Origin of the sequence: Mucilaginibacter auburnensis, assembly GCF_002797815.1 — a bacterium.
Classification (GTDB): domain Bacteria; phylum Bacteroidota; class Bacteroidia; order Sphingobacteriales; family Sphingobacteriaceae; genus Mucilaginibacter; species Mucilaginibacter auburnensis.
Genome location: NZ_PGFJ01000002.1, coordinates 599,316 through 618,124 on the forward strand (window position 1 = coordinate 599,316; position 18,809 = coordinate 618,124).

Annotated in this window: 16 protein-coding genes; 2 read left to right on the plus strand and 14 right to left on the minus strand. The window is 43.0% G+C overall.

Features of this window, described 5'->3' with window-relative positions; all coding sequences use genetic code 11:
- Nucleotides 1-38: 38 nt before the first annotated feature.
- The 3 genes from CLV57_RS13300 to CLV57_RS13310 form a co-directional block, all read right to left on the minus strand.
- Nucleotides 39-1,172, minus strand: coding sequence for an efflux RND transporter periplasmic adaptor subunit (locus tag CLV57_RS13300; RefSeq protein ID WP_100341880.1), 1,134 nt, complete (start codon nt 1,170-1,172; stop codon nt 39-41).
- A 1-nt stretch (nt 1,173) separates the two neighbouring features.
- Nucleotides 1,174-5,526: a CusA/CzcA family heavy metal efflux RND transporter gene (locus CLV57_RS13305; protein ID WP_100341881.1), complete on the minus strand. Its 4,353-nt coding sequence runs from the start codon at nt 5,524-5,526 to the stop codon at nt 1,174-1,176.
- Between the two features lie 92 nt (nt 5,527-5,618).
- Complete coding sequence (locus CLV57_RS13310; RefSeq protein ID WP_100341882.1) at nt 5,619-6,005, minus strand: hypothetical protein; 387 nt, start codon at nt 6,003-6,005, stop codon at nt 5,619-5,621.
- Between the two features lie 371 nt (nt 6,006-6,376).
- Between CLV57_RS13310 and CLV57_RS13315 the strand changes: the two genes are divergently transcribed.
- Both CLV57_RS13315 and CLV57_RS13320 read left to right on the plus strand, forming a co-directional pair.
- Nucleotides 6,377-7,027, plus strand: a complete 651-nt coding sequence (locus CLV57_RS13315; protein WP_100342847.1) for a response regulator transcription factor — start codon at nt 6,377-6,379, stop codon at nt 7,025-7,027.
- A gap of 286 nt (nt 7,028-7,313) precedes the next feature.
- Nucleotides 7,314-7,679: a single-stranded DNA-binding protein gene (locus CLV57_RS13320; protein ID WP_100341883.1), complete on the plus strand. Its 366-nt coding sequence runs from the start codon at nt 7,314-7,316 to the stop codon at nt 7,677-7,679.
- Here the strand turns inward: CLV57_RS13320 and CLV57_RS13325 are convergent.
- The 11 genes from CLV57_RS13325 to CLV57_RS13375 form a co-directional block, all read right to left on the minus strand.
- Nucleotides 7,657-8,307 carry a response regulator gene (locus CLV57_RS13325; RefSeq protein ID WP_100341884.1) on the minus strand — a complete coding sequence of 217 codons (651 nt, stop codon included), beginning with the start codon at nt 8,305-8,307 and terminating at the stop codon, nt 7,657-7,659. The two genes, CLV57_RS13320 and CLV57_RS13325, sit on opposite strands and share 23 nt — an antisense overlap.
- Before the next feature lie 143 nt (nt 8,308-8,450).
- Complete coding sequence (locus tag CLV57_RS13330; protein WP_100341885.1) at nt 8,451-9,650, minus strand: PAS domain-containing sensor histidine kinase; 1,200 nt, start codon at nt 9,648-9,650, stop codon at nt 8,451-8,453.
- Between the two features lie 133 nt (nt 9,651-9,783).
- Nucleotides 9,784-10,446 (minus strand): response regulator transcription factor, encoded by a 663-nt coding sequence (locus CLV57_RS13335; protein WP_100341886.1) that lies wholly within the window; start codon nt 10,444-10,446, stop codon nt 9,784-9,786.
- Between the two features lie 200 nt (nt 10,447-10,646).
- Nucleotides 10,647-11,003 carry a hotdog family protein gene (locus CLV57_RS13340; RefSeq protein ID WP_100341887.1) on the minus strand — a complete coding sequence of 119 codons (357 nt, stop codon included), beginning with the start codon at nt 11,001-11,003 and terminating at the stop codon, nt 10,647-10,649.
- 1 nt (nt 11,004) lies between these two features.
- Nucleotides 11,005-12,063, minus strand: coding sequence for a beta-ketoacyl synthase chain length factor (locus CLV57_RS13345; RefSeq protein ID WP_211290074.1), 1,059 nt, complete (start codon nt 12,061-12,063; stop codon nt 11,005-11,007).
- A 1-nt stretch (nt 12,064) separates the two neighbouring features.
- Complete coding sequence (locus CLV57_RS13350; protein WP_100341888.1) at nt 12,065-13,264, minus strand: beta-ketoacyl-[acyl-carrier-protein] synthase family protein; 1,200 nt, start codon at nt 13,262-13,264, stop codon at nt 12,065-12,067.
- Between the two features lie 4 nt (nt 13,265-13,268).
- Nucleotides 13,269-13,892: a hypothetical protein gene (locus CLV57_RS13355; RefSeq protein WP_100341889.1), complete on the minus strand. Its 624-nt coding sequence runs from the start codon at nt 13,890-13,892 to the stop codon at nt 13,269-13,271.
- Nucleotides 13,893-14,034: 142 nt separating this feature from the next.
- On the minus strand, nt 14,035-14,427 hold the full coding sequence (gloA2, locus tag CLV57_RS13360) for an SMU1112c/YaeR family gloxylase I-like metalloprotein (protein ID WP_100341890.1): 393 nt from the start codon (nt 14,425-14,427) through the stop codon (nt 14,035-14,037).
- Nucleotides 14,424-16,646, minus strand: coding sequence for a phosphoribosylformylglycinamidine synthase subunit PurL (purL, locus tag CLV57_RS13365; protein ID WP_100342849.1), 2,223 nt, complete (start codon nt 16,644-16,646; stop codon nt 14,424-14,426). The genes gloA2 and purL overlap by 4 nt, the downstream gene beginning before the upstream one ends.
- Before the next feature lie 362 nt (nt 16,647-17,008).
- Entirely contained in the window at nt 17,009-17,836 is an 828-nt protein-coding gene (locus CLV57_RS13370; protein ID WP_157799158.1) for an energy transducer TonB, read from the minus strand.
- A 357-nt stretch (nt 17,837-18,193) separates the two neighbouring features.
- Complete coding sequence (locus tag CLV57_RS13375; protein ID WP_157799159.1) at nt 18,194-18,784, minus strand: DUF4468 domain-containing protein; 591 nt, start codon at nt 18,782-18,784, stop codon at nt 18,194-18,196.
- Between the last annotated feature and the right edge of the window lie 25 nt (nt 18,785-18,809).

Here is an 18,809-nt window from a genome sequence, read left to right on the forward strand (position 1 = left end):
CGCCCGATGAAGATGTCACCGGGCGTTTTTTATTGTTATTATTCTTCGTCTTTATTTTTCATCTTCATTAACAAAGAGTAAGCGCCCTTTACAACAATAGTGGCATTTTTAATAGCAGGCGATGGATAGATCAATTCGGTGTAACCATTTTCGCCTTCGCCTATGTTCACCTCCGTCATTTCGTAGCTGTTTTTACCAATTACTTTGTACAAGTATTGCTTGCCTTCAAACTCTACCAAAGCATCGTTAGGCACTGCCGCGGCCTGTACATTTTTAACCTGTACGTCTGCATTCATATAAGTACCGGGTACCAGGGTTTTATCATAGTCTTCAAAATGGCAATGCACCTCGGTGTTTCTATCCGGTGATAAGTCGCGGCCTATCAACAATATCTCCCCCTCATGCTTTTTATCAGGCTCATTGTTGGTGTAAGCAATTACCTTTTGGCCGATATAGAGCTTATTGATGTCTTTCTCGTACACCTTTAAACCCAGATGTATATCCGTAGGATTCACCAGTTCAAACATAACTTCTGTAGGCGAAACGTACTTACCTATATTCACATTTACTTTTGATACAAAACCGCTAATAGGCGAATAAATATTTACGCTGCGCGAGATGTTTGATTCGTTGATCCTTGAAACATTTATACCTACCAGTTGCAACTTTTCTGCCAGCGATGTTATTAGCACCTTTTGCGTATGATAATCTGCTTCAGCTTGCTGAAACACCTTATCGCTGGCGGCGCGGCTCTGGTTCAGGTCCTTCTGGCGTTTGTACTCGTTTTCCAGGTAACTGATGCGGGCTTTGGCCGTTAAATAATCCTGCTGTAACTGAATGTATTGCTGGTCTTCGACCGTTGCTATGGCCTCACCCTTGTTCACGTGCATCCCCGGCAAAAGCTTGGTTGCTTTGAGGTAACCACCCAACGGCACGCTGATAGACACCATATTTTGAGGTGGCACATCAATTTGTCCGTTTAACTTTAATACGGACGATATTTCCTTTTGCTCAATTTTACCTGTTACTATGCCAGCGTTTTTTTGCTGCACATCAGTTAGCGTAACAATGCTGCTTTCTGCAGCAGCAGGTTTTTCCTCCACCGCAGGCTTTTTGTCGCCGCAGGCAGATATGAACAACGTAAATGATAATAAATTTATGATAAGTTTCATGTTACTTGCTGTTGAAATAGTTTACTTGAATAATTGCTTCATTAAGGTTGCGTACAGCATCCACATATTCATTTTTGACAGACGTTGCCTGATTGATCAGCTGCACCCAATCAAGGTAATTAATGTTGCCTGCTGCCAGTTGCTGGTTAGCCGTGTTGGTTATAAGCGCGGCATTTTTTAATGCCCTTTCTTCATAATACTGCACGGCCTTTACATATCTTTCATGCCTTAAAACGGCTTCCCGGTAAGCGGCTGAAATATTTTGCAATTCCAGTTGATAATTGCCTTGAGCAATTTGCTTATTCAACTGCGCACTTTTAATTTGAGCTTTCTGCGCCCCTGCAAAAATGGGAACTCCTACGCCTATCTGTACAGAATTAAAACGATTGGAACCTGTATAAACTTTGTCATCAGCGCCTGTGCCACGGATGGACATATTATTATAACCAACCGATAAGCCCGGCAATAACTTGCTTTTTTCCAATTTCAAAGAGGCATCGGCGATCTGCTGCTGCTGCTCAGCTAACTGTAGTACAGGGTGACTTCTGAGTGCAGTTGTATCTGCCAATTGGGTCAAACCAAGTTTATAACCATTTGCTAATGGCGTGTAGGGAGTGGCCGAATTAAGCAACAACTGAAACTGCAGTTGCAAAATGGCAACATCCTCTTTCAGCGGATTAAGTTGTTGTTCAATTTGCCCTAACAACGTTTCTGCGCTGGTTTTCTCCAATATGTTAGCCTCGCCTTTTTCTAAACGCAATGCCGACTTTTGGTAGAAGTTGCGGTAAAGGCTATCATTGTACAACAGCAACTGTCGTTTTTGCTCCAGGAACAACAAAGTGTAAAAAACCTGCGCCACCTGCTTTTTAAGTAAGGCTTGATTCACCGCCACGTTTAACACGCTGCTCCTCCACTCCTGTTGCAATACGGCTTTTTGCCTGCTATACACCGTTGGGAAGCTGAATGACTGCGATATACCAATACGCGTATCGGTGTAAGCACTATTGAACTGACCAACCTCTGTTGAGATGTTAGCCTGCGATATATTGGCAGATGTACCGATCAAAGCTTCCCTGTACCTGCCCTTTAATTGTTCGTTTTTTACGGATAGGTTATTTTTTAGAGCGGTATCGATAGCCGCGTTCAATGTGATGGGCTGTTGCGCATTGGCTGTCTGGCTCAAACCGGTTAGCATCAGCATACCTATAACTGTGACAGCTGTTTTTGACAAACTTGCTTTAAAACCTTTTTCAAACACCATATATAAAACAGGTAATACAAACAAGGTAAGGAAGGTCGCTATCATCAAACCGCCTATTACTACGGTAGCTAACGGGCGCTGTACCTCAGCGCCGGCTCCGTTACTCATGGCCATAGGTAAAAAGCCCAATGAGGCTACAAAAGCTGTCATGAGTACGGGACGTAATCTTGATTGTGTGCCCGTAAGTACTATTTCTTTCAGATCGGTCATGCCCTCTTTTTTAAGATTATTAAATTCTGAGATCAATACAATGCCGTTCAACACAGCTACACCAAACAAGGCAATAAAACCAACGCCTGCGCTAATGCTAAAAGGCATTCCCCGCAAAGCCAGGAACAAAATGCCCCCAATGGCCGACAATGGAATGGCAGAATAAATAAGCAAGCCTTGTTTAATGGAATTGAACGCAAAGTACAATAACAGAAAGATTAGCAGCAAGGAAACCGGAACAGCAACCATTAAACGTTGTTTGGCAGCGTTTAGGTTTTCAAACGCGCCGCCATAGGTTACGTAATATCCGGTAGGTAGTTTAAGCTTTTGCTCAACCTTGCCCTGTAATTCATTCACAATTGATTCCACGTCGCGCCCGCGAACATTGAACCCTACAATAATGCGGCGCTTGGCATCTTCCCGCTGTATCTGGTTGGGGCCGTCTTTTATCTGAACGTCGGCTAACTGATAAAGCGGTATTTGCGTTCCCTGTGGGGTTGGAATTAAAAGGTTTCGAATGTCTTGCACATCCTTTTTTTGTTCGCCGCTTATGCGCACAACAATATCAAATCGCTTTTCGCCCTCAAACAGGGTGCCGGTGCTTTGCCCGGCCAAAGCTGTGTTAATTACCCTGTTTATATCTTCTATATTCAGTCCGTATTGCGCTATAGCGTTGCGGTTATAGTTGATGGTGATCTGTGGCAAGCCCGATACCGTTTCAACATACAGGTTCTTAGTGCCATCAACCGTATTTACTATTTTTCCCAGCTTGGCAGCATAACGTGCAAGTGTGTCCAGATCTTCACCGAAGATCTTACAGACCACATCCTGCCTTGCGCCGGTCATTAACTCATTAAAACGCATTTGAACAGGAAATTGAAAGCCTGCCGTAACACCCGGAACTGCTTGCAGGGCATTGCCCATTTTTTCGGCAAGCTCGTTAAAGCTTTTGGCAGATGTCCATTCGCTTTTGGGTTTTAGTATCACCATCATATCGCTGGCCTCCATCGGCATGGGGTCGGTGGGTACTTCGCCACTGCCTATTTTGGTTACCACTTTCTCTACCTCAGGGAAGCGCGTTTTTAAAATGTGCGCGGCCTTTTGTGTATTGGTGATGGTGGTATTCAGGTTGCTGCCGGTAAGCACGCGGGTGTCAACAGCAAAGTCGCCTTCCTCCAACGCAGGAATAAACTCGCCGCCCAAATTGGTTAACACAATTACCGCTATAATAAATAACCCGATAACGGTAGCCAATAAAGTTTTCGGAAAGGTTATCACCTTTTCGAGGGTATTGTGGTAGCTCACTACCAACCTTTCCATTATCCTATCGGACAAATTGGGTTTGTGCTTTATCTTCTTACTTAGGAATACCGAACTCATCATAGGGATATAGGTAAGCGATAAGATGAAAGCACCCAACAGCGCAAAGGCCACGGTCTGCGCCATAGGTTTGAACATTTTACCCTCTATGCCTTCCAAAGCGAAAATAGGCAGGTAAACCACGAGTATAATAACCTGACCAAACACCGCGCTGTTCATCATTCGTCCTGCGGCTGTAGATACTTCGCGGTCCATATTTTCCTGGTCAATGCTGTCTGCTTTGAGGTATTGTTTGCCATGACTCAGCCGATGCATTACAGCTTCCACAATAATAACCGCTCCATCTACTATCAATCCAAAATCAAGTGCGCCGAGGCTCATCAGGTTACCGCTAACCCCGAAGATGTTCATCATGATAATGGCAAACAGCATAGCCAGAGGGATAACCGATGCCACCAGCAAACCCGCCCTCAAATTACCAAGGAACACCACCAGCACAAATACCACAATCAGGGCACCTTCGGCTAAGTTGCGCTCAACCGTACTGATGGCATTATTTACCATTTTAGTACGGTCGAGGAACGGCTCAACCACCACGCCATCAGGCAAAGTTTTCTGAATTTGCGCTATACGGTCTTTTACGTTTTTGATCACCTTGCTGCTGTTAGCGCCTTTCAGCATCATAACAACGGCACCGGCAACTTCGCCTTCATCGTTGTAACACATAGCGCCGTAACGAGTAGCGAAGCCGGTTTTTACATTAGCCACATCCTTTATAAAAAGCGGCACACCGCCCTGGTTACCGCGGATAACGGTATTGTTGATATCATCAATGCTGCCTATCAAACCCTCACTCCGAATGTATAACACTGTTGGCCCTTTTTCAATGTATGCGCCACCGGTGTTTTGATTGTTACGCTCAAGCGCAGTGAATACATCGTTAATGGTAATGTTGTAGGCCAGCAGTTTATTTGGATCAACCTCGATGGAGTACTGCTTGAGCTTACCGCCAAAGCTGCTTACCTCGGCAACGCCCTCCACGCCTAACAGTTGCCTGCGCACTATCCAATCTTGAATGGTGCGGAGGTCTGTCTCATTGAATTTGTTCTCGAATCCTTTTTTGGGTCTTACCACATATTGGTAGATCTCGCCAAGGCCGGTACTAACCGGACCCAACTCGGGTGTGCCAATGCCTGCGGGTATCTGGGTTTGCACCTGTTGCAGGCGCTCAGCTACTTGCTGGCGTGCCCAATAAACATCGGTTTTATCATCAAACACAATGGTAACTAATGACAGGCCGAACCGGGAGAAACTCCTGATCTCCTTAATGCCGGGAATGTTGCTGTTGGCCTGCTCAATTGGGTAGGTAACCAGGCGTTCAATATCGGTAGCGCCGAATGAAGGCGCTATGGTGATCACCTGCACCTGGTTATCGGTAATATCGGGCACGGCATCAATGGGGAGCCGTGTTGCTTCATAAATACCAAAGCTTATAAGGGCAAACGTAAATAGCCCAATTATAAGCTTGTTCTTTACAGAAAAAGCTATAATTTGATTTAACATGAAATACTGTTGAAATAATTTACATTAAAACCACGCCACAGCACAGCATACTCAGGCCGGAAGCAGTTTACAGGAAAATAATAACGAAATTATTAACAGGCTTTAGGCGGTTGCCATATACGCGAGAGGTATAAGGACGGTATAAAATCATCCGTTAGCATAAAGCGCATTTGTTTTTTGAGCTTGACAGGCTGATGAACGGCTATTTTGATTTTTTGAGGAACTATTACCGGGATAGTGGTACTTAAACACTTATCAAACGACTTAAAGGGCAATTGCATATCCTCATCGTAGTCACCGTAATGCGGACTGCCGTGCATGTAGTGCATATCCAGAAAGTCGAGGAAAGAGATGCCGCTGTTCCAGGCTTTATGCTCTTTATAGTGCTGAAAAACTATAGGCAGTTTCAATAACTGGTGCAGCTCTGTTGTAGAGAACAGGTACGCAACAAGTATCAATATGGCCGTTAGCTTTTTCAATTGACCCTAAAGTTAAGCAACCTTATTAATTTAACCCAAGCTTAATTGTAATTTCTTTATGAGCACCATAGCTTTTGCTACCCTTAAACCGTTTCATCGTCTCACCGGGAAGGTGAGACGATGTGAGACGATATTTTTCATAAAAAACTCACTTACAATAATTTAACTAAAAATAGTGAAACGAAAATGAAACGGGTGAAACGATTTTTTTTTAAAATTCACTTATTGAGAAGTAGGTTTAGACAACGTTAATGCCTTTAATCTACTTATACAGACACACAAGTTAGTTGGGAGTTTTACAGAACGCTAATAAAAATCAAAAAATTAGCACTATTCCTTTAATTTCACGTTGTATAATAAACGCCGGCCTCATGATCAGGATCATATTAGCAGAAGACCATAACATAGTACGCAATGGCATCCGGAATCTTTTGGAGAAAGAAAAAGATTTGAAGGTGATTGGCGAAGCGTTGAACGGTCAGGAGGTTATAGATCTTTTAAACACAGGATTAAAAGCAGACATTATAATGGCTGATGTAAATATGCCATTAATGAGCGGTATAGAAATGAGCGAAAAAGTTAGCAACGAAGGTGCAAGGCCTAAAATTGTTATTTTGAGCATGCTTGATCATGAACGTTATGTTTTGGAGGCTTTTCAGGCTGGTGCCAGCGGGTATCTCCTAAAAAACATCAGTGCAGATGAGCTGATCTTCGCGCTCAGACATATTCATGTTGACGGGCGTTACATCTGCTCTGAACTCGCGCTTCGCTTTTTAGATAAACTCTTAAAAGAACCTGAACCTACAAAATCAGGCACCGAGTCTGCCGTTCAGCTCAGCACCCGCGAAATTGAAGTATTGATGCTGGTTGCTGATGGACTAACCAATCAGGAAATTGCAGACAAGCTATTTACCAGCAAACGTACTATTGAAGGCAACCGCCAAATTCTGTTAGAAAAAACAGGCACCCGAAATACCGCGGCCCTTATTCGCTACGCGCTGCAACGCGGTATAATCAATTAACATATAACTCCATTTATTATAGCGTAATAAAAATTGCGTACTTACCGCAGGCCTATTCGCGTATTTGTACCTGCCCTGTAAAAATAGTTGCAGCTACCTTTACATTATAATCACCTTTAAAAAACAGTATTATGGTAACGGTAGGCGAACACAAGAAAGTGCTCGTTATTGACAACGATAACAACATACTTGTTGTAATTAACCATGCGCTTGCCAAGCTATTTGATACGTACCAAGTTATTAATTGTATAAACTTCCTCACATCGGCCAAACAGCCAGCTAATCTATGTTAAGTCAATCAACCATTAATAAAGTTCTGCTTTTAGGCAAAATAATGAATGAACCGGTTTGGAGTCAGGATTCCGGTGAAAAAGCGCTGTGTTTTACCATTGCCACTACCGAAAAAGTTAAAAAGAATGCAGAACATGTACTGCATGAAGAATATCATGACATCCGCTTAGGCAGTCACCTTGCAAACGACCTTCAACTACGCCGCGGCGAACTGGTATATATACAGGGCAAAATACAAACCAGGCAGTTTGTTGATGAAGAGCAGATACGCCGGTATAAAACCGAGATAGTTGCGTTAAGTGTTGATATAATCACCGCGCCTCAGGCAGAACCACAGCTTAGTCAAGCACACCGTTTTTAAGCACGAATCTAATTAAAGCGGGGGTATTACGTACACCCGTTTTATTGATCATAGCCTGCCTGTGCCCCTCCACCGTTCGTTTACTGGTAAACAGCCGCTCGGCAATCTCTTTATTGGTGTAACCCTCCACCATTAGCTTAAGTATACTGATCTCGCGTTCGGAAAAAGTAATATTGGTGGTGGTATTGTTAACTTTTAAAGATGGTGAGGTCAACATCTCGTCAAGCAAACGCTCAGACAATTCATTACACAGATACCTGTTACCTGCAGCCACATGCCTTATAGCAAACACCAACTCTTCGGCGCTTATATTTTTGAACAGATAGGCTGATACCCCGGATTGGAATGCCTTTATGATATGGTTGCGGTGATCATGAACAGTAAGCAACATTACTTTAACCGTACTGCCCATGGCTTTTAACTTTTCGGCCAGTTCAATACCGCCAAGTTTGGGCATGTTCATGTCTGCCAGAATAATATCAGCCTGCGTACCGGTTTCCAAAAGTTTTAACACATGTTCACCGTCAAAAGCTTCACCAGCTATACGTATGCCACTTTCTTTTTCGAGTAAATTTTTAATACCGTTTCTAACGATGTTGTGATCGTCGGCCAGTATAATATTGATCATGATGGATTAAACAATTTTTAGCTACAGCCCGACATTTATTCGGGTTAATTCGAAATGTAAAAATTGATTAATAGATAAGTAATATCAATACGGCAAATACCTGAAAATTGATGTATTTGCCGAAACTTTTTGGTGAAAAGCCGCTAATGTTGATCGGTAGTGGGAATATCGATGGAAATGCTGGTACCATTGCCCGGTTTTGACTGAATATTTATCACTCCGTGCAATAAACTTACCTTGTTACGTATGGAAGCCAGACCAATGCCGCGCTGCTGGCTTTCATCTGCATTATTAATGCCCACGCCATTATCTCTCACTAAAATATTAATGCGGTTGCCTTGTTTTTTAATGTTTAGCAATGCAGTTGTGGCTTTGGAGTGTTTGATAATATTGGTCATCAACTCCTGTGTTATCCTGAATATGGCCAGCTCAAGGTAACGGTCAAATTTATTATTGCCGATATTGATGGAGCAGTTAATTTGCACGCTGTTTGAAAACTGTTTGCATACATCTTCTATAGCTGCGCTCAAACCAAAATCTTCTAAAACCGAAGGCATTAATTCGTGCGATATCCTTCTGCTTTCATGAATGGCCTGCGCCAATAACTTATCAGTATATTGTTTGTGCTTTTTATAAACTTCAGGATCAGCAATAGCAGCGTCATAGCTTAAGTTGGAAAGACTTATCATGATGCCGTAAAGTAATTGACCTAAGCCGTTATGTAAACTTTCTGAAACCCGTTTGCGTTCTTCCTCCTGGGTGGCAAGGGTGACCTTAAAAATTTCCTGTTGCTGGCCAGCTTCAAGGGCGCGCAGTCGTTCCTCGGTTTCTTTTCTGTGGGTTATATCAAGTGTGCTGGTAGCAACACCATCATCCAGTTTAACTACTGATTGGTAGAACCATCCATTAAACTGTTCGTGTACATACCGCTGCTCATATTGCAGGGGTATTCCGGTATCAATAACAGTTATAAACCGTTCTACTATACCTTCCTGTATAACCCCGGGGTTATTCTCTAACAGGCTTTTGCCTATAACATCTCCATAAACTGCCTCGGCCGATGCATTATTCAATACCCAGATAAAGTCAACAATTAGACCCTGATTATTGCGCACAGCCTTAAATACCTGTATCATTTCGGGGGAACTGTCCAAGGTTGCCTGTAGTAAACTGCGACTGTCCTTTAACTCAGCGGTACGCTCAAGCACTTCTTGTTCAAGCCGCTTACGTTTATTAGGTTCATTAGGAGTTTTATCAAAATCAACACTCTCCTCGTTGTAGTCGGATGGCTGTTGTATATTATTTGAGGTTGGATGGTGTTTAAGATCAGGATTTGTATTCATTGGTAGTTGTAGCCATTTATTGACTTAAAAATTCAATTGAAAAGCAACAGCAACTAAAAATGAGAGCCAAATGTAATGTTTAAATGGCTTAAGCTTTCAACAATATTGCTAATAGTTAAATGAGCGGGCAAATTTATCCCACAGTTGACAACTCCAGCAAGCCGTTTAACATGGCAAACTTTATTAGCTCGGGCGTATTACGCACCCCGGCTTTGTTGAGTAATGATTGCCTGTGCCCTTCTACCGTACGCCTGCTTGTGAATAAGCGATCTGCTATTTCTGTATTGGTAAAACCATCAGCTAATAAAGCCAGTATTTCCATTTCACGTCTGGATAGATCAACCGAGACCGGAGATTGCTGCCTGAACTCCCGTTCATTGGCCAAACGCTTGCTCAATCTGGAAGTTACTCCACTGCAAACAAACTGTTTATTTTGCCCTACCTTACGTATTCCGTAAAGTAATTCATCAAAGTCAGTCTCCTTCAGCACATAACCTGCTACGCCAGCCTTAAAAGCCTGCGATAGGTAGCGGTCGTCTGTTTCCATGGTTAAAATAACAACCTTTATATCAGGGTATTCTTGCTTGAGCGTTTTGGAGAGGGTTATGCCGCAACTGTCTTCCAGGTGCAGATCAGTCAGTATAACATCTGGCTCTAAACCGCCCTTAAGCAGGTCCAGCGCTTCGCCTGCACTTTCGGCATTTGCAATTATATGCAAGCCATCTTCCTTCGTCAGCAAACTGTTTATACCGGCGCGTACAATGCTGTGATTCTCAATCACCAAGATTTTAAGCATAAGTTAAAAATTATTGTTTTTAAATAACAAATTGTTGCATTCGCAAGTTTTAGCGGCTTTTACGCAATTTAACTTGCGGTTAACACGTTGAAAATGCGCACCGGGGTATTAATACGCAACTAATGGAGTATAGGAAACGGCTTTGTAAGGGGCTATAACAAGACAACCCATGGCAGGATTTGTTTTATGCATTAGGTCATTTAAATTGCAAGAGAGCCTTGCAATTTCATGTACGTAGTATCAGCACTGCTTAAGGTAGCAGCTAATTTAATTTGACTATCAGTTAGTTGATAGTTGACATTCAAATTAAGACCTTCAACTCCGGGCTGTACAAGTCCAAGAAATTTTATGTTATCTGCCTTCAACATTTTTGGTGACACCCTCAGGGTTTCTGACAGCAGGTCTTTAACCAACTGCAACATACACGCCCCCGGCACCACTGGGTGACCGGGAAAATGACCGTCAAAAATTTGACTGTCGGCATTTATAGCCAATGCTGCGCTTATGTTGTTTTCGCCTTGGGTAAGGGTAAGTATGTCAAAAACAGGTTTTATCATATCAACAAGCCGAAAGTAGCAATAATGAATGATATATATTTTGATAATGGTTGTAGATCAGCACATTTTTTGGCGGCGTACTGGCTTTCCCTTTCTGTTGAACGGTAGCTATAGGTACCTCACCGCGCTTTACAATATTAGCGCCCAGCCACATACTAAAAGCCGAGGCTGTTGAATATTCGCCGGTAAGGTGCTTGTAATTTGCTATATCGCTGTTTTCAAACATGGCAGGTATAACATCATAAACAGCATCATTTCGTATGTCTCCGTTACGGCCGGTTATTACTACGTCAACCTCATTTGTGGTTAAACCTTGTTCGTCCAAAAAATCGTTTATCATATTGGAAATTTGCACCTGTGGCTTAAACAGCGTTTTTAAGGCCACCAGTCGCGCTAAATTTTCCAATGAGGCTTCATCCGATAGCAACACAAAAGATGCTCCCTCGCCTCCTATACTACCTTTGGCGGTCGTTCTAAATAGATCAAGATTATTTACCGGCTTGCGGCGATACAAGCCCAATCGCTCTAACACAATGTAACTGGCATCGGTTAGTTCATCAATGCCGCCAACCAGTATGTCGTTTGCCTCGCCCTCCTTGAGGAGTAATATGGCATCTAACAACGCATTCTCAAACGATACGCCTTTATGTACAAACGTGTTGTTATAGGCGTGGCACTTCAGCATTAAAGCTACCTGCGCGCCTACCGTGTTGTGCGTAGATTGTATAAAGGCCGTTGGCGGAAGCATCTCTTCTTCCATCTCAATAATTCTGCTCAGAAAAACATAAGTATCTTCAAGGCAGCCCAGGGCCGTGCCTGTAACTATTGCGCCAGGCATTTGCAGCTGCGCATTGTTTAAACATTGCTGCGCAGCTGCTACTCCCATTTTAATAACATGGCTCATGCGCCGTATTAATTTAGGGTCTATGTACTGCTTGTAATCAGGATCTACCACAGGCACACGTGTGCCTGTGTATTCCATTGGGTTGGCCAAAAACTGTGTATTGTCCAGTGTGTTTTGGGCAGATACGCTTGCTGCCGAACGGATGTATATGCTCATATCAGCAGGCCGAAAAAATTAAAGATGTACAATTCCCCCCAAACCCAAACGAATTGGAAAGCACGTGTTGAATGTCAGCATTCTTTTCGAGTTGCGTTTGCGGCACCAGATCGAGGCCTTCCATTGGCGTTTCAAAACGCAGGTTAGGATATATTAAGCCGTGCTTTATGGCCAATACGGAATATACCGCCTCAATGCCACCGCTTGCACCCAATGTGTGCCCGGTAAAAGCCTTGGTTGAACTCATAGCCGGATAATGATTGCCGAATAAACGTTTGATGGCTGTACCTTCTGCACCGTCATTATTAGGTGTACCCGTGCCGTGCAAATTAATGTAGTCAATATCTGCCGGTTGCAATCCTGCTTTGTTCAAAGCTCCCTGCATGGCCATGTATGAACCCACCCCGTCAGGCGATGATGCGGTTTGATGATAAGCATCGTTACTGTTATTATAACCACTTAACTCACAATACACAGCCTTATTTAACTGTTGTTTTACTTTATCTGATATCAATACCACATAACCAGCGCCTTCGCCCAAATTGAGGCCCTCACGATGCTCATCAAAAGGCTTGCAAAAGTTCTTGTCCAGTATCATTAAAGTATTAAAACCATTCAGCGTGAATTTGGTGAGCGAATCTACACCTCCTGCAACAACAACGTCCAACAGGTCATTTTTTATCAAACGGGCACCGTAAAATATAGCGTTTGCCGATGATGAGCAAGCTGTACTAATGGTGGAGATGTGATCCGTAAGGCCCAGCTTTGCGGCAACCACTTCGGTTACGCTTCCACATTCATGGTCGAATATATAACGCAGCTTGCCTTTGTTGTGATCAGCAACAAACTCAACAAAAAAATCTTCGCTTTTGTCCATACCACCAACCGTGTTGGCAGAAACAAAACCTTTACGCAAACCGGCGATAGTGTCAAGCCCGGCATCTTTCAATGCCTCGCGTGCAGCCATCATGCTAATCATTTTTGTTCTGCTGGTGGTGGGAGGCAAACCGGCGAGTTCTGCTAACTCTTCATTGCTTAACTTTACTTCTGCTACCGGAAGCACACCTTTATGCCTTGTGTTTAGCAGCGTTATCTCAGCCTGCCCTGCCGCGCCGCGCTCAAAGGCAGCCAGGTTCTCCTCAACATTATTACCAATGGCCGATATTACTCCAACGCCTGCTATGTAAACCTTTGAACTCATTCTGTTATTTAACGGCATCAAATATACTATCCATATGGCTTGCTGAGAACAACACCGCGTTTTCTGTTTGTGTTTTTTCTACCAGGTATAAAACAGCTTTGTAGTCATCAGCTAAAATATCCACCCATCCGCAAATGCAGCACTTTAATTTGTTATTATTTAAAAGATTAGCTACGTACTGTTGAATAAAGGCTGCATCAAATTTTGAAGAGATAAAGAAACCTCCTTCACCTTTAAACTTATTTCGGATGCTGATCTCGGCTATCATAATATTAGGCAAAGTGTAAACAAACAGCGCCGGACTTGGAATATCTGCCACACTATTCATATACCTTATGTCGCTATCCAAACTCGAATTGGCGTTAGCTAATACAATTCCAACTTCATTGGATTGATAAGCTTCCCTATCAAAGCCATCCATCAAAAGCACCTCGCCGGCCAGCCATCCCAGTTTACTCAGCACATCCATTTTATAAAATTTTGGATAGCTTAAATTAAAATTCTGGTAAACGGAAAGCAGAAAATCTGATGGAGTTGATGCCTCATGAGCAAAAACCGACTCTCGGTTTTTCGCAACAGCCCCATTGCTTATGCTGCAACTTGATGTTATGTAATTGTTTATATCCAATATCTATAGTATCTGATTATTAATATTTTATTTTCCAAACACTGCCATCATGACAGTTAATTTTAATGGTATTGATCGCTCAATTATTCCCAAACCTTTCTGCCCGTGGAAACTCAATGACGCAAAATGATTGCGCTTTGTTTTACTTTTCATAAAACTCTATGGGTAGCCCATCAGGGTCGGCAAAGAAAGTAAAGCGCTTGCCGGTGTACTCATCTACCCTTACGTCCTCTACCGGTACACCATGCCATTTAACAGCGGCTACGGCATCATCTATATCATCAACCTCAAGGGCCAGATGGCGCAGCCCTGCCGCTTCCGGGCGGGACGGACGGGGCGGTGGTTGCGGAAACGAGAATAGCTCTATCTGATACAACTCCCCTACCTGCAGGTCCAATTTGTAGGATCGCTTTTCTTCACGATAAACTTCCTGTAAAACAACAAATCCAAGCACCTTTGTATAAAAGTGCCTGGATTTTTCATAGTCGGAGCAAATAATTGCGACGTGATGAATACGGTTTATCCGCGGTATCATTCTCCTAATATAGCGTGCAACACGTTGTTGTAAACCAGTTTCACGTCGGTTATATGACCGAACGATTGCTCGTCAACATGCATATAACCATTGCTAACAGTGCCTAATAAACTAAACTCAACCTCGCTGGTAGCCATCATTTCAACAAAGCGTTCCTGATCTGCCGGGGCTACGCTTACCACCACTCTGCCTTGTGCCTCACCAAACAGGAAGGCATCTTTACGGATGCTGCTGTCCGATGCGATATCAAAGCCCAAACCGTTAGGCAAGGCCGATTCTGTTAAAGCGATAAACAAGCCACCGTCTGCAACGTCGTGCGCTGATTGGATAACTTTATGCTGTATCAATTGCTTTACAACCTGGTGCATGGCATATTCTTTATCCAGATCAAAATATGGCGCCGGAGCAGCCAGAATTTTATGCCATGAAGCCAAATATTGTGAAGAAGCGATATCATTAACTGATTCGCCTATCAGATAGATCAGGTCATCAGGTTGTTTAAAGTCGGCGGTCATGATGTTGCTCACATCATCCATTACACCCAGCATACCAATGGTTGGCGTAGGGAACACCGGACCTTCATCAGATGACTGGTTGTAGAAACTTACGTTACCACCGGTTACCGGCGTTTCAAATTTGGTACAAGCCTCGCCCATACCTTTAATAGCGCCTACAAACTGCCAGTAAACTTCCGGATTATATGGATTACCAAAGTTTAAGCAGTTGGTAATAGCAACCGGCTCGCCGCCTGCGCAGGTAATGTTACGTGCAGCTTCAGCAACTGCAATGGCAGTACCTTTTTGCGGATCGGCATATACATAACGTGAATTACAATCAACCGTTAAAACGATAGCTTTGTTGGTATCTAACACGTTTACCACAGCAGCATCGCACGGGCGATTGGTAGTCATAGTAGCCACACCAACCATTGAATCATACTGGTCGGTCACCCAACGTTTAGATGCAATATTGGGGTGAGATATCAGATGCTCGGCCACATCAATTAAGTTTTCGGGCTCGGCAACGTCTTCAATTTTAAATTTCTGATTTTCGGCATAGTAAGCAGGCTCACGGTATTCGCGCTGATAAACCGGCGCACCACCACCTAATACTAAGTCGTCAGCCGGTACATCTGCAACTAATTCGCCTTTTGCATAATATTGCAGGCGTTTAGTGTCGGTCACCTCACCAATAATGGCGCAGTTCAAATCCCATTTATCAAATACAGCTTCTACCTCTTTCTCACGGCCTTTGTGTACCACAATTAGCATACGCTCCTGAGATTCTGATAACAGGATCTCAAAAGGTTTCATGTTTTCCTGACGGGTTGGTACCGCGTCAAGATTTATTTTCATACCGTGCTCGCCTTTGGCAGACATTTCTGAGTTAGAGCAGATAATACCTGCCGCGCCCATATCCTGCATACCTACAACAGCACCGGTTTTAATTACTTCAAGCGTTGCTTCCAATAATAATTTCTCCTGGAAAGGATCGCCTACCTGTACAGCCGGCAAATCATTTATAGAGTCTTCTGTAATATCTTTTGATGCGAAGGCCGCACCGTGTATACCGTCTTTACCGGTAGCCGAACCTACTATGTAAACCGGGTTACCTACACCATATGATGTTGCAGATACGGTTTCGCCAGCTTTTACAATACCGGCAGACATAGCATTAACCAGCGGATTTACGTTATAGCAATCGTCAAAAAACAACTCGCCGCCCACGGTAGCAATGCCAAAGGCGTTACCGTAGTGGCTAATGCCTTTTACAACGCCTTTTATTAACCACTTGGTTTTATCCAGCTGAATATCGCCAAAACGCAATGAATTTAACTGCGCTATAGGGCGTGCACCCATGGTAAAAATATCGCGATTAATACCACCTACACCGGTAGCAGCACCTTGATAGGGCTCTAAAGCTGAAGGGTGATTGTGCGATTCAATTTTAAAGGCGCAGCCAATGCCATCGCCCAGATCAACCAAACCAGCATTCTCTTCGCCCGCTTTAGCCAGCATACGCGGACCATCCTTCGGCAAAGTTTTTAACCAGGTGATAGAGTTTTTATAAGAGCAGTGCTCGCTCCACATTACCGAGAAGATAGACAATTCGGTAAAGTTAGGCGTGCGGCCCAATATTTCTTTTATACGATCAAATTCCTGGGGTAGTAAGCCTAATTGTTTGGCTGTTTCAACGGTGGTAAGTTCCTGAGTCTCCAATTTTACGTTTTTTTTGAAAGGAAGCCCAAAAGTAGGTAAATAAGGTGAAAGGTAAAAGGCAAAAGGTAAAAGGTGTGGGCCTGCGTTGCTAACAAAGGTAAAAGGAGAAAGGAGAAAGTTAAAAGGCAAAAGGTGCCGGCCTACCTTGCTAACAAAGGTAAAAGGAGAAAGGTAAAAGGTGCCGGCCTACCTTGCTAACAAAGGTAAAAGATATGGACCTACCTCGCTAAAAAAGGTAAAAGCAGAAAAGTAAAAGGCAAAAGATGTGGACCTACCTCACTAAAAATCCGCCCACACCCTGGTAAAACCTTTTGCCTTTTACCTTTCGCCTTTAACCTATATAAAGCCTTTTATCTTTTAAACTATTCCAATGCAAAATTGATAGGCAAGGTATATTGCACCCTAACAGGTTTGTTATGCTGTATGCCGGGTGTCCAGGCGGGTGCTTTTTTTAACACGCGCAGCGCTTCTTCATCCATACCAAAGCCGGGGCCGCGTACTACCTTTATATCGGTAAGTGTGCCATCCTTTTCAATAACAAAGCTAATCCAAACCTTGCCGCCTTTACCTTCCTCTACAGCCAAAGCAGGGTAACGTAGATTCTTTTTAAGGAACTTTGTCCAGACTTCATCACCGCCAACCGGAGCAGGCATAACGCTTAATACGGCAGTATTAACTGGCTCCGAACTTTCTGTTATATCCGTTCCAGTGCCTCCGCCCCCACTTGTTGTTGTTACAGGTTCAGGGTTCGCCCCTTGAGTAGTGCTGGGTCCGGCTATATCAACTTGTCCAACCGCAGCGTCTTTTAACTCATCTATAGTTGGCGGCTCGGTATCCACAGGTTCATTTGTTACTACAGGCGGCGGAAAACCTTTAGTTTTGACCGGCGTTGTAGCTTTTGCAGGTTGTTCCAATTCAGGCTTTACCGGCTCTTCCTTAGTTTGTGATGAAGGCGGCGGAGGCAATACTGGTAAATCAACTACTACGACTTTTTCGGCTGGTTCAACTTTAATAGCCGCCCCTACTGCAAGTGTCCCACCAACAATTGTTACTACTGCAATGAACAAGGCCTTGCTCAGGTTTTCTGCATAGTGCTGCCTTATGTTGTAAGCACCATATTCTTTGTTTCTTTTGTCGAATACAAGATCGAGCCACTCGCTCTTGTATAAATTGAAGTTTGAGATAAGCATAACGTTTAAATTTAGATTGATTGAATTTACTATTAAAACGCATCCAAAATTCAACTTGTTGCAACAAAATTGCATTTTAGTATTTTTGCAACATTGATAGCTCAACAATACATTTTAAACAATTAACTAAATATTTAGTTGTAAATATTGCAATAAAATGCAATATTGTTGCAGTTAAAAATTAGCAATTAAACTTGTTGTTTAATAATCAACCAAAAACATGCGCGTTGGCGGCGTATTTGGCGCTCATGCATGTTTCTTTTTCATCAGATCACCCATCTGCTACCGTTTTTTTAAACGAAAAAAGCCCGGTTTGACCGGGCTTTAGTTTTTGTTCTTTTTTATAAATATGCAATGCTACCAGTTGGTAGCAGGTATGGTTGTTTTCTTCACCTCTTGTTTCACCGGAGCTACCGGCGTTTTCATGTAAGTTTTTAATCGGTTACCTATATCTTTAACAGTAGCGAATAATTTTGCGGTATATCCGTCAAAATCTTTTTTTGAAAGCGATGACAATCCGTTTTCAAGCGGCGTGTTTTTACCGCTAACGGGTACAAAGTTGGCATAACGGTCGCGGGCATAAGGCACAATAATAAAATCAGTAAACCAATAACGATAACGGTTATCTTTTACCTCTATTACCATAGTATAATCAATGCGGGCATCTTCATGCAAACCAATGCTCGATTTTTTTGACACCAATACACCACCGGTAGCCCTTATTGTTCCTTTTTCGCTTTTCTTAAATTTCAGCTTACTATCAGCAAATGCTTTTTTTGCAAAGTAAACGGCACGGGCCTGTAAGCTATCTGCCGATGAACCCGGCTGCGCTACAACCTGGTAGTATATATATTTATTATTTTCATCTATCACCAAAGAATCTGCCTGCGCAAATACCGTAGTAACTTTGAAAACAACTATTGTTATAACTAAGATTATATTTTTCATATTGTAAATATAAAACAAAAGCCAC

What these genes read in the sequence shown, in the direction of transcription:
- CLV57_RS13300 (WP_100341880.1), bottom strand. Translation starts at nt 1,172, where the DNA reads ATGAAACTTATCATAAATTTATTATCATTTACGTTGTTCATATCTGCC.
- CLV57_RS13305 (WP_100341881.1), bottom strand. Translation starts at nt 5,526, where the DNA reads ATGTTAAATCAAATTATAGCTTTTTCTGTAAAGAACAAGCTTATAATT.
- CLV57_RS13315 (WP_100342847.1), top strand. Translation starts at nt 6,377, where the DNA reads ATGATCAGGATCATATTAGCAGAAGACCATAACATAGTACGCAATGGC.
- CLV57_RS13320 (WP_100341883.1), top strand. Translation starts at nt 7,314, where the DNA reads ATGTTAAGTCAATCAACCATTAATAAAGTTCTGCTTTTAGGCAAAATA.
- CLV57_RS13325 (WP_100341884.1), bottom strand. Translation starts at nt 8,307, where the DNA reads ATGATCAATATTATACTGGCCGACGATCACAACATCGTTAGAAACGGT.
- CLV57_RS13330 (WP_100341885.1), bottom strand. Translation starts at nt 9,650, where the DNA reads ATGAATACAAATCCTGATCTTAAACACCATCCAACCTCAAATAATATA.
- CLV57_RS13335 (WP_100341886.1), bottom strand. Translation starts at nt 10,446, where the DNA reads ATGCTTAAAATCTTGGTGATTGAGAATCACAGCATTGTACGCGCCGGT.
- CLV57_RS13340 (WP_100341887.1), bottom strand. Translation starts at nt 11,003, where the DNA reads ATGATAAAACCTGTTTTTGACATACTTACCCTTACCCAAGGCGAAAAC.
- CLV57_RS13345 (WP_211290074.1), bottom strand. Translation starts at nt 12,063, where the DNA reads ATGAGCATATACATCCGTTCGGCAGCAAGCGTATCTGCCCAAAACACA.
- CLV57_RS13350 (WP_100341888.1), bottom strand. Translation starts at nt 13,264, where the DNA reads ATGAGTTCAAAGGTTTACATAGCAGGCGTTGGAGTAATATCGGCCATT.
- gloA2 (WP_100341890.1), bottom strand. Translation starts at nt 14,427, where the DNA reads ATGATACCGCGGATAAACCGTATTCATCACGTCGCAATTATTTGCTCC.
- CLV57_RS13370 (WP_157799158.1), bottom strand. Translation starts at nt 17,836, where the DNA reads ATGCTTATCTCAAACTTCAATTTATACAAGAGCGAGTGGCTCGATCTT.
- CLV57_RS13375 (WP_157799159.1), bottom strand. Translation starts at nt 18,784, where the DNA reads ATGAAAAATATAATCTTAGTTATAACAATAGTTGTTTTCAAAGTTACT.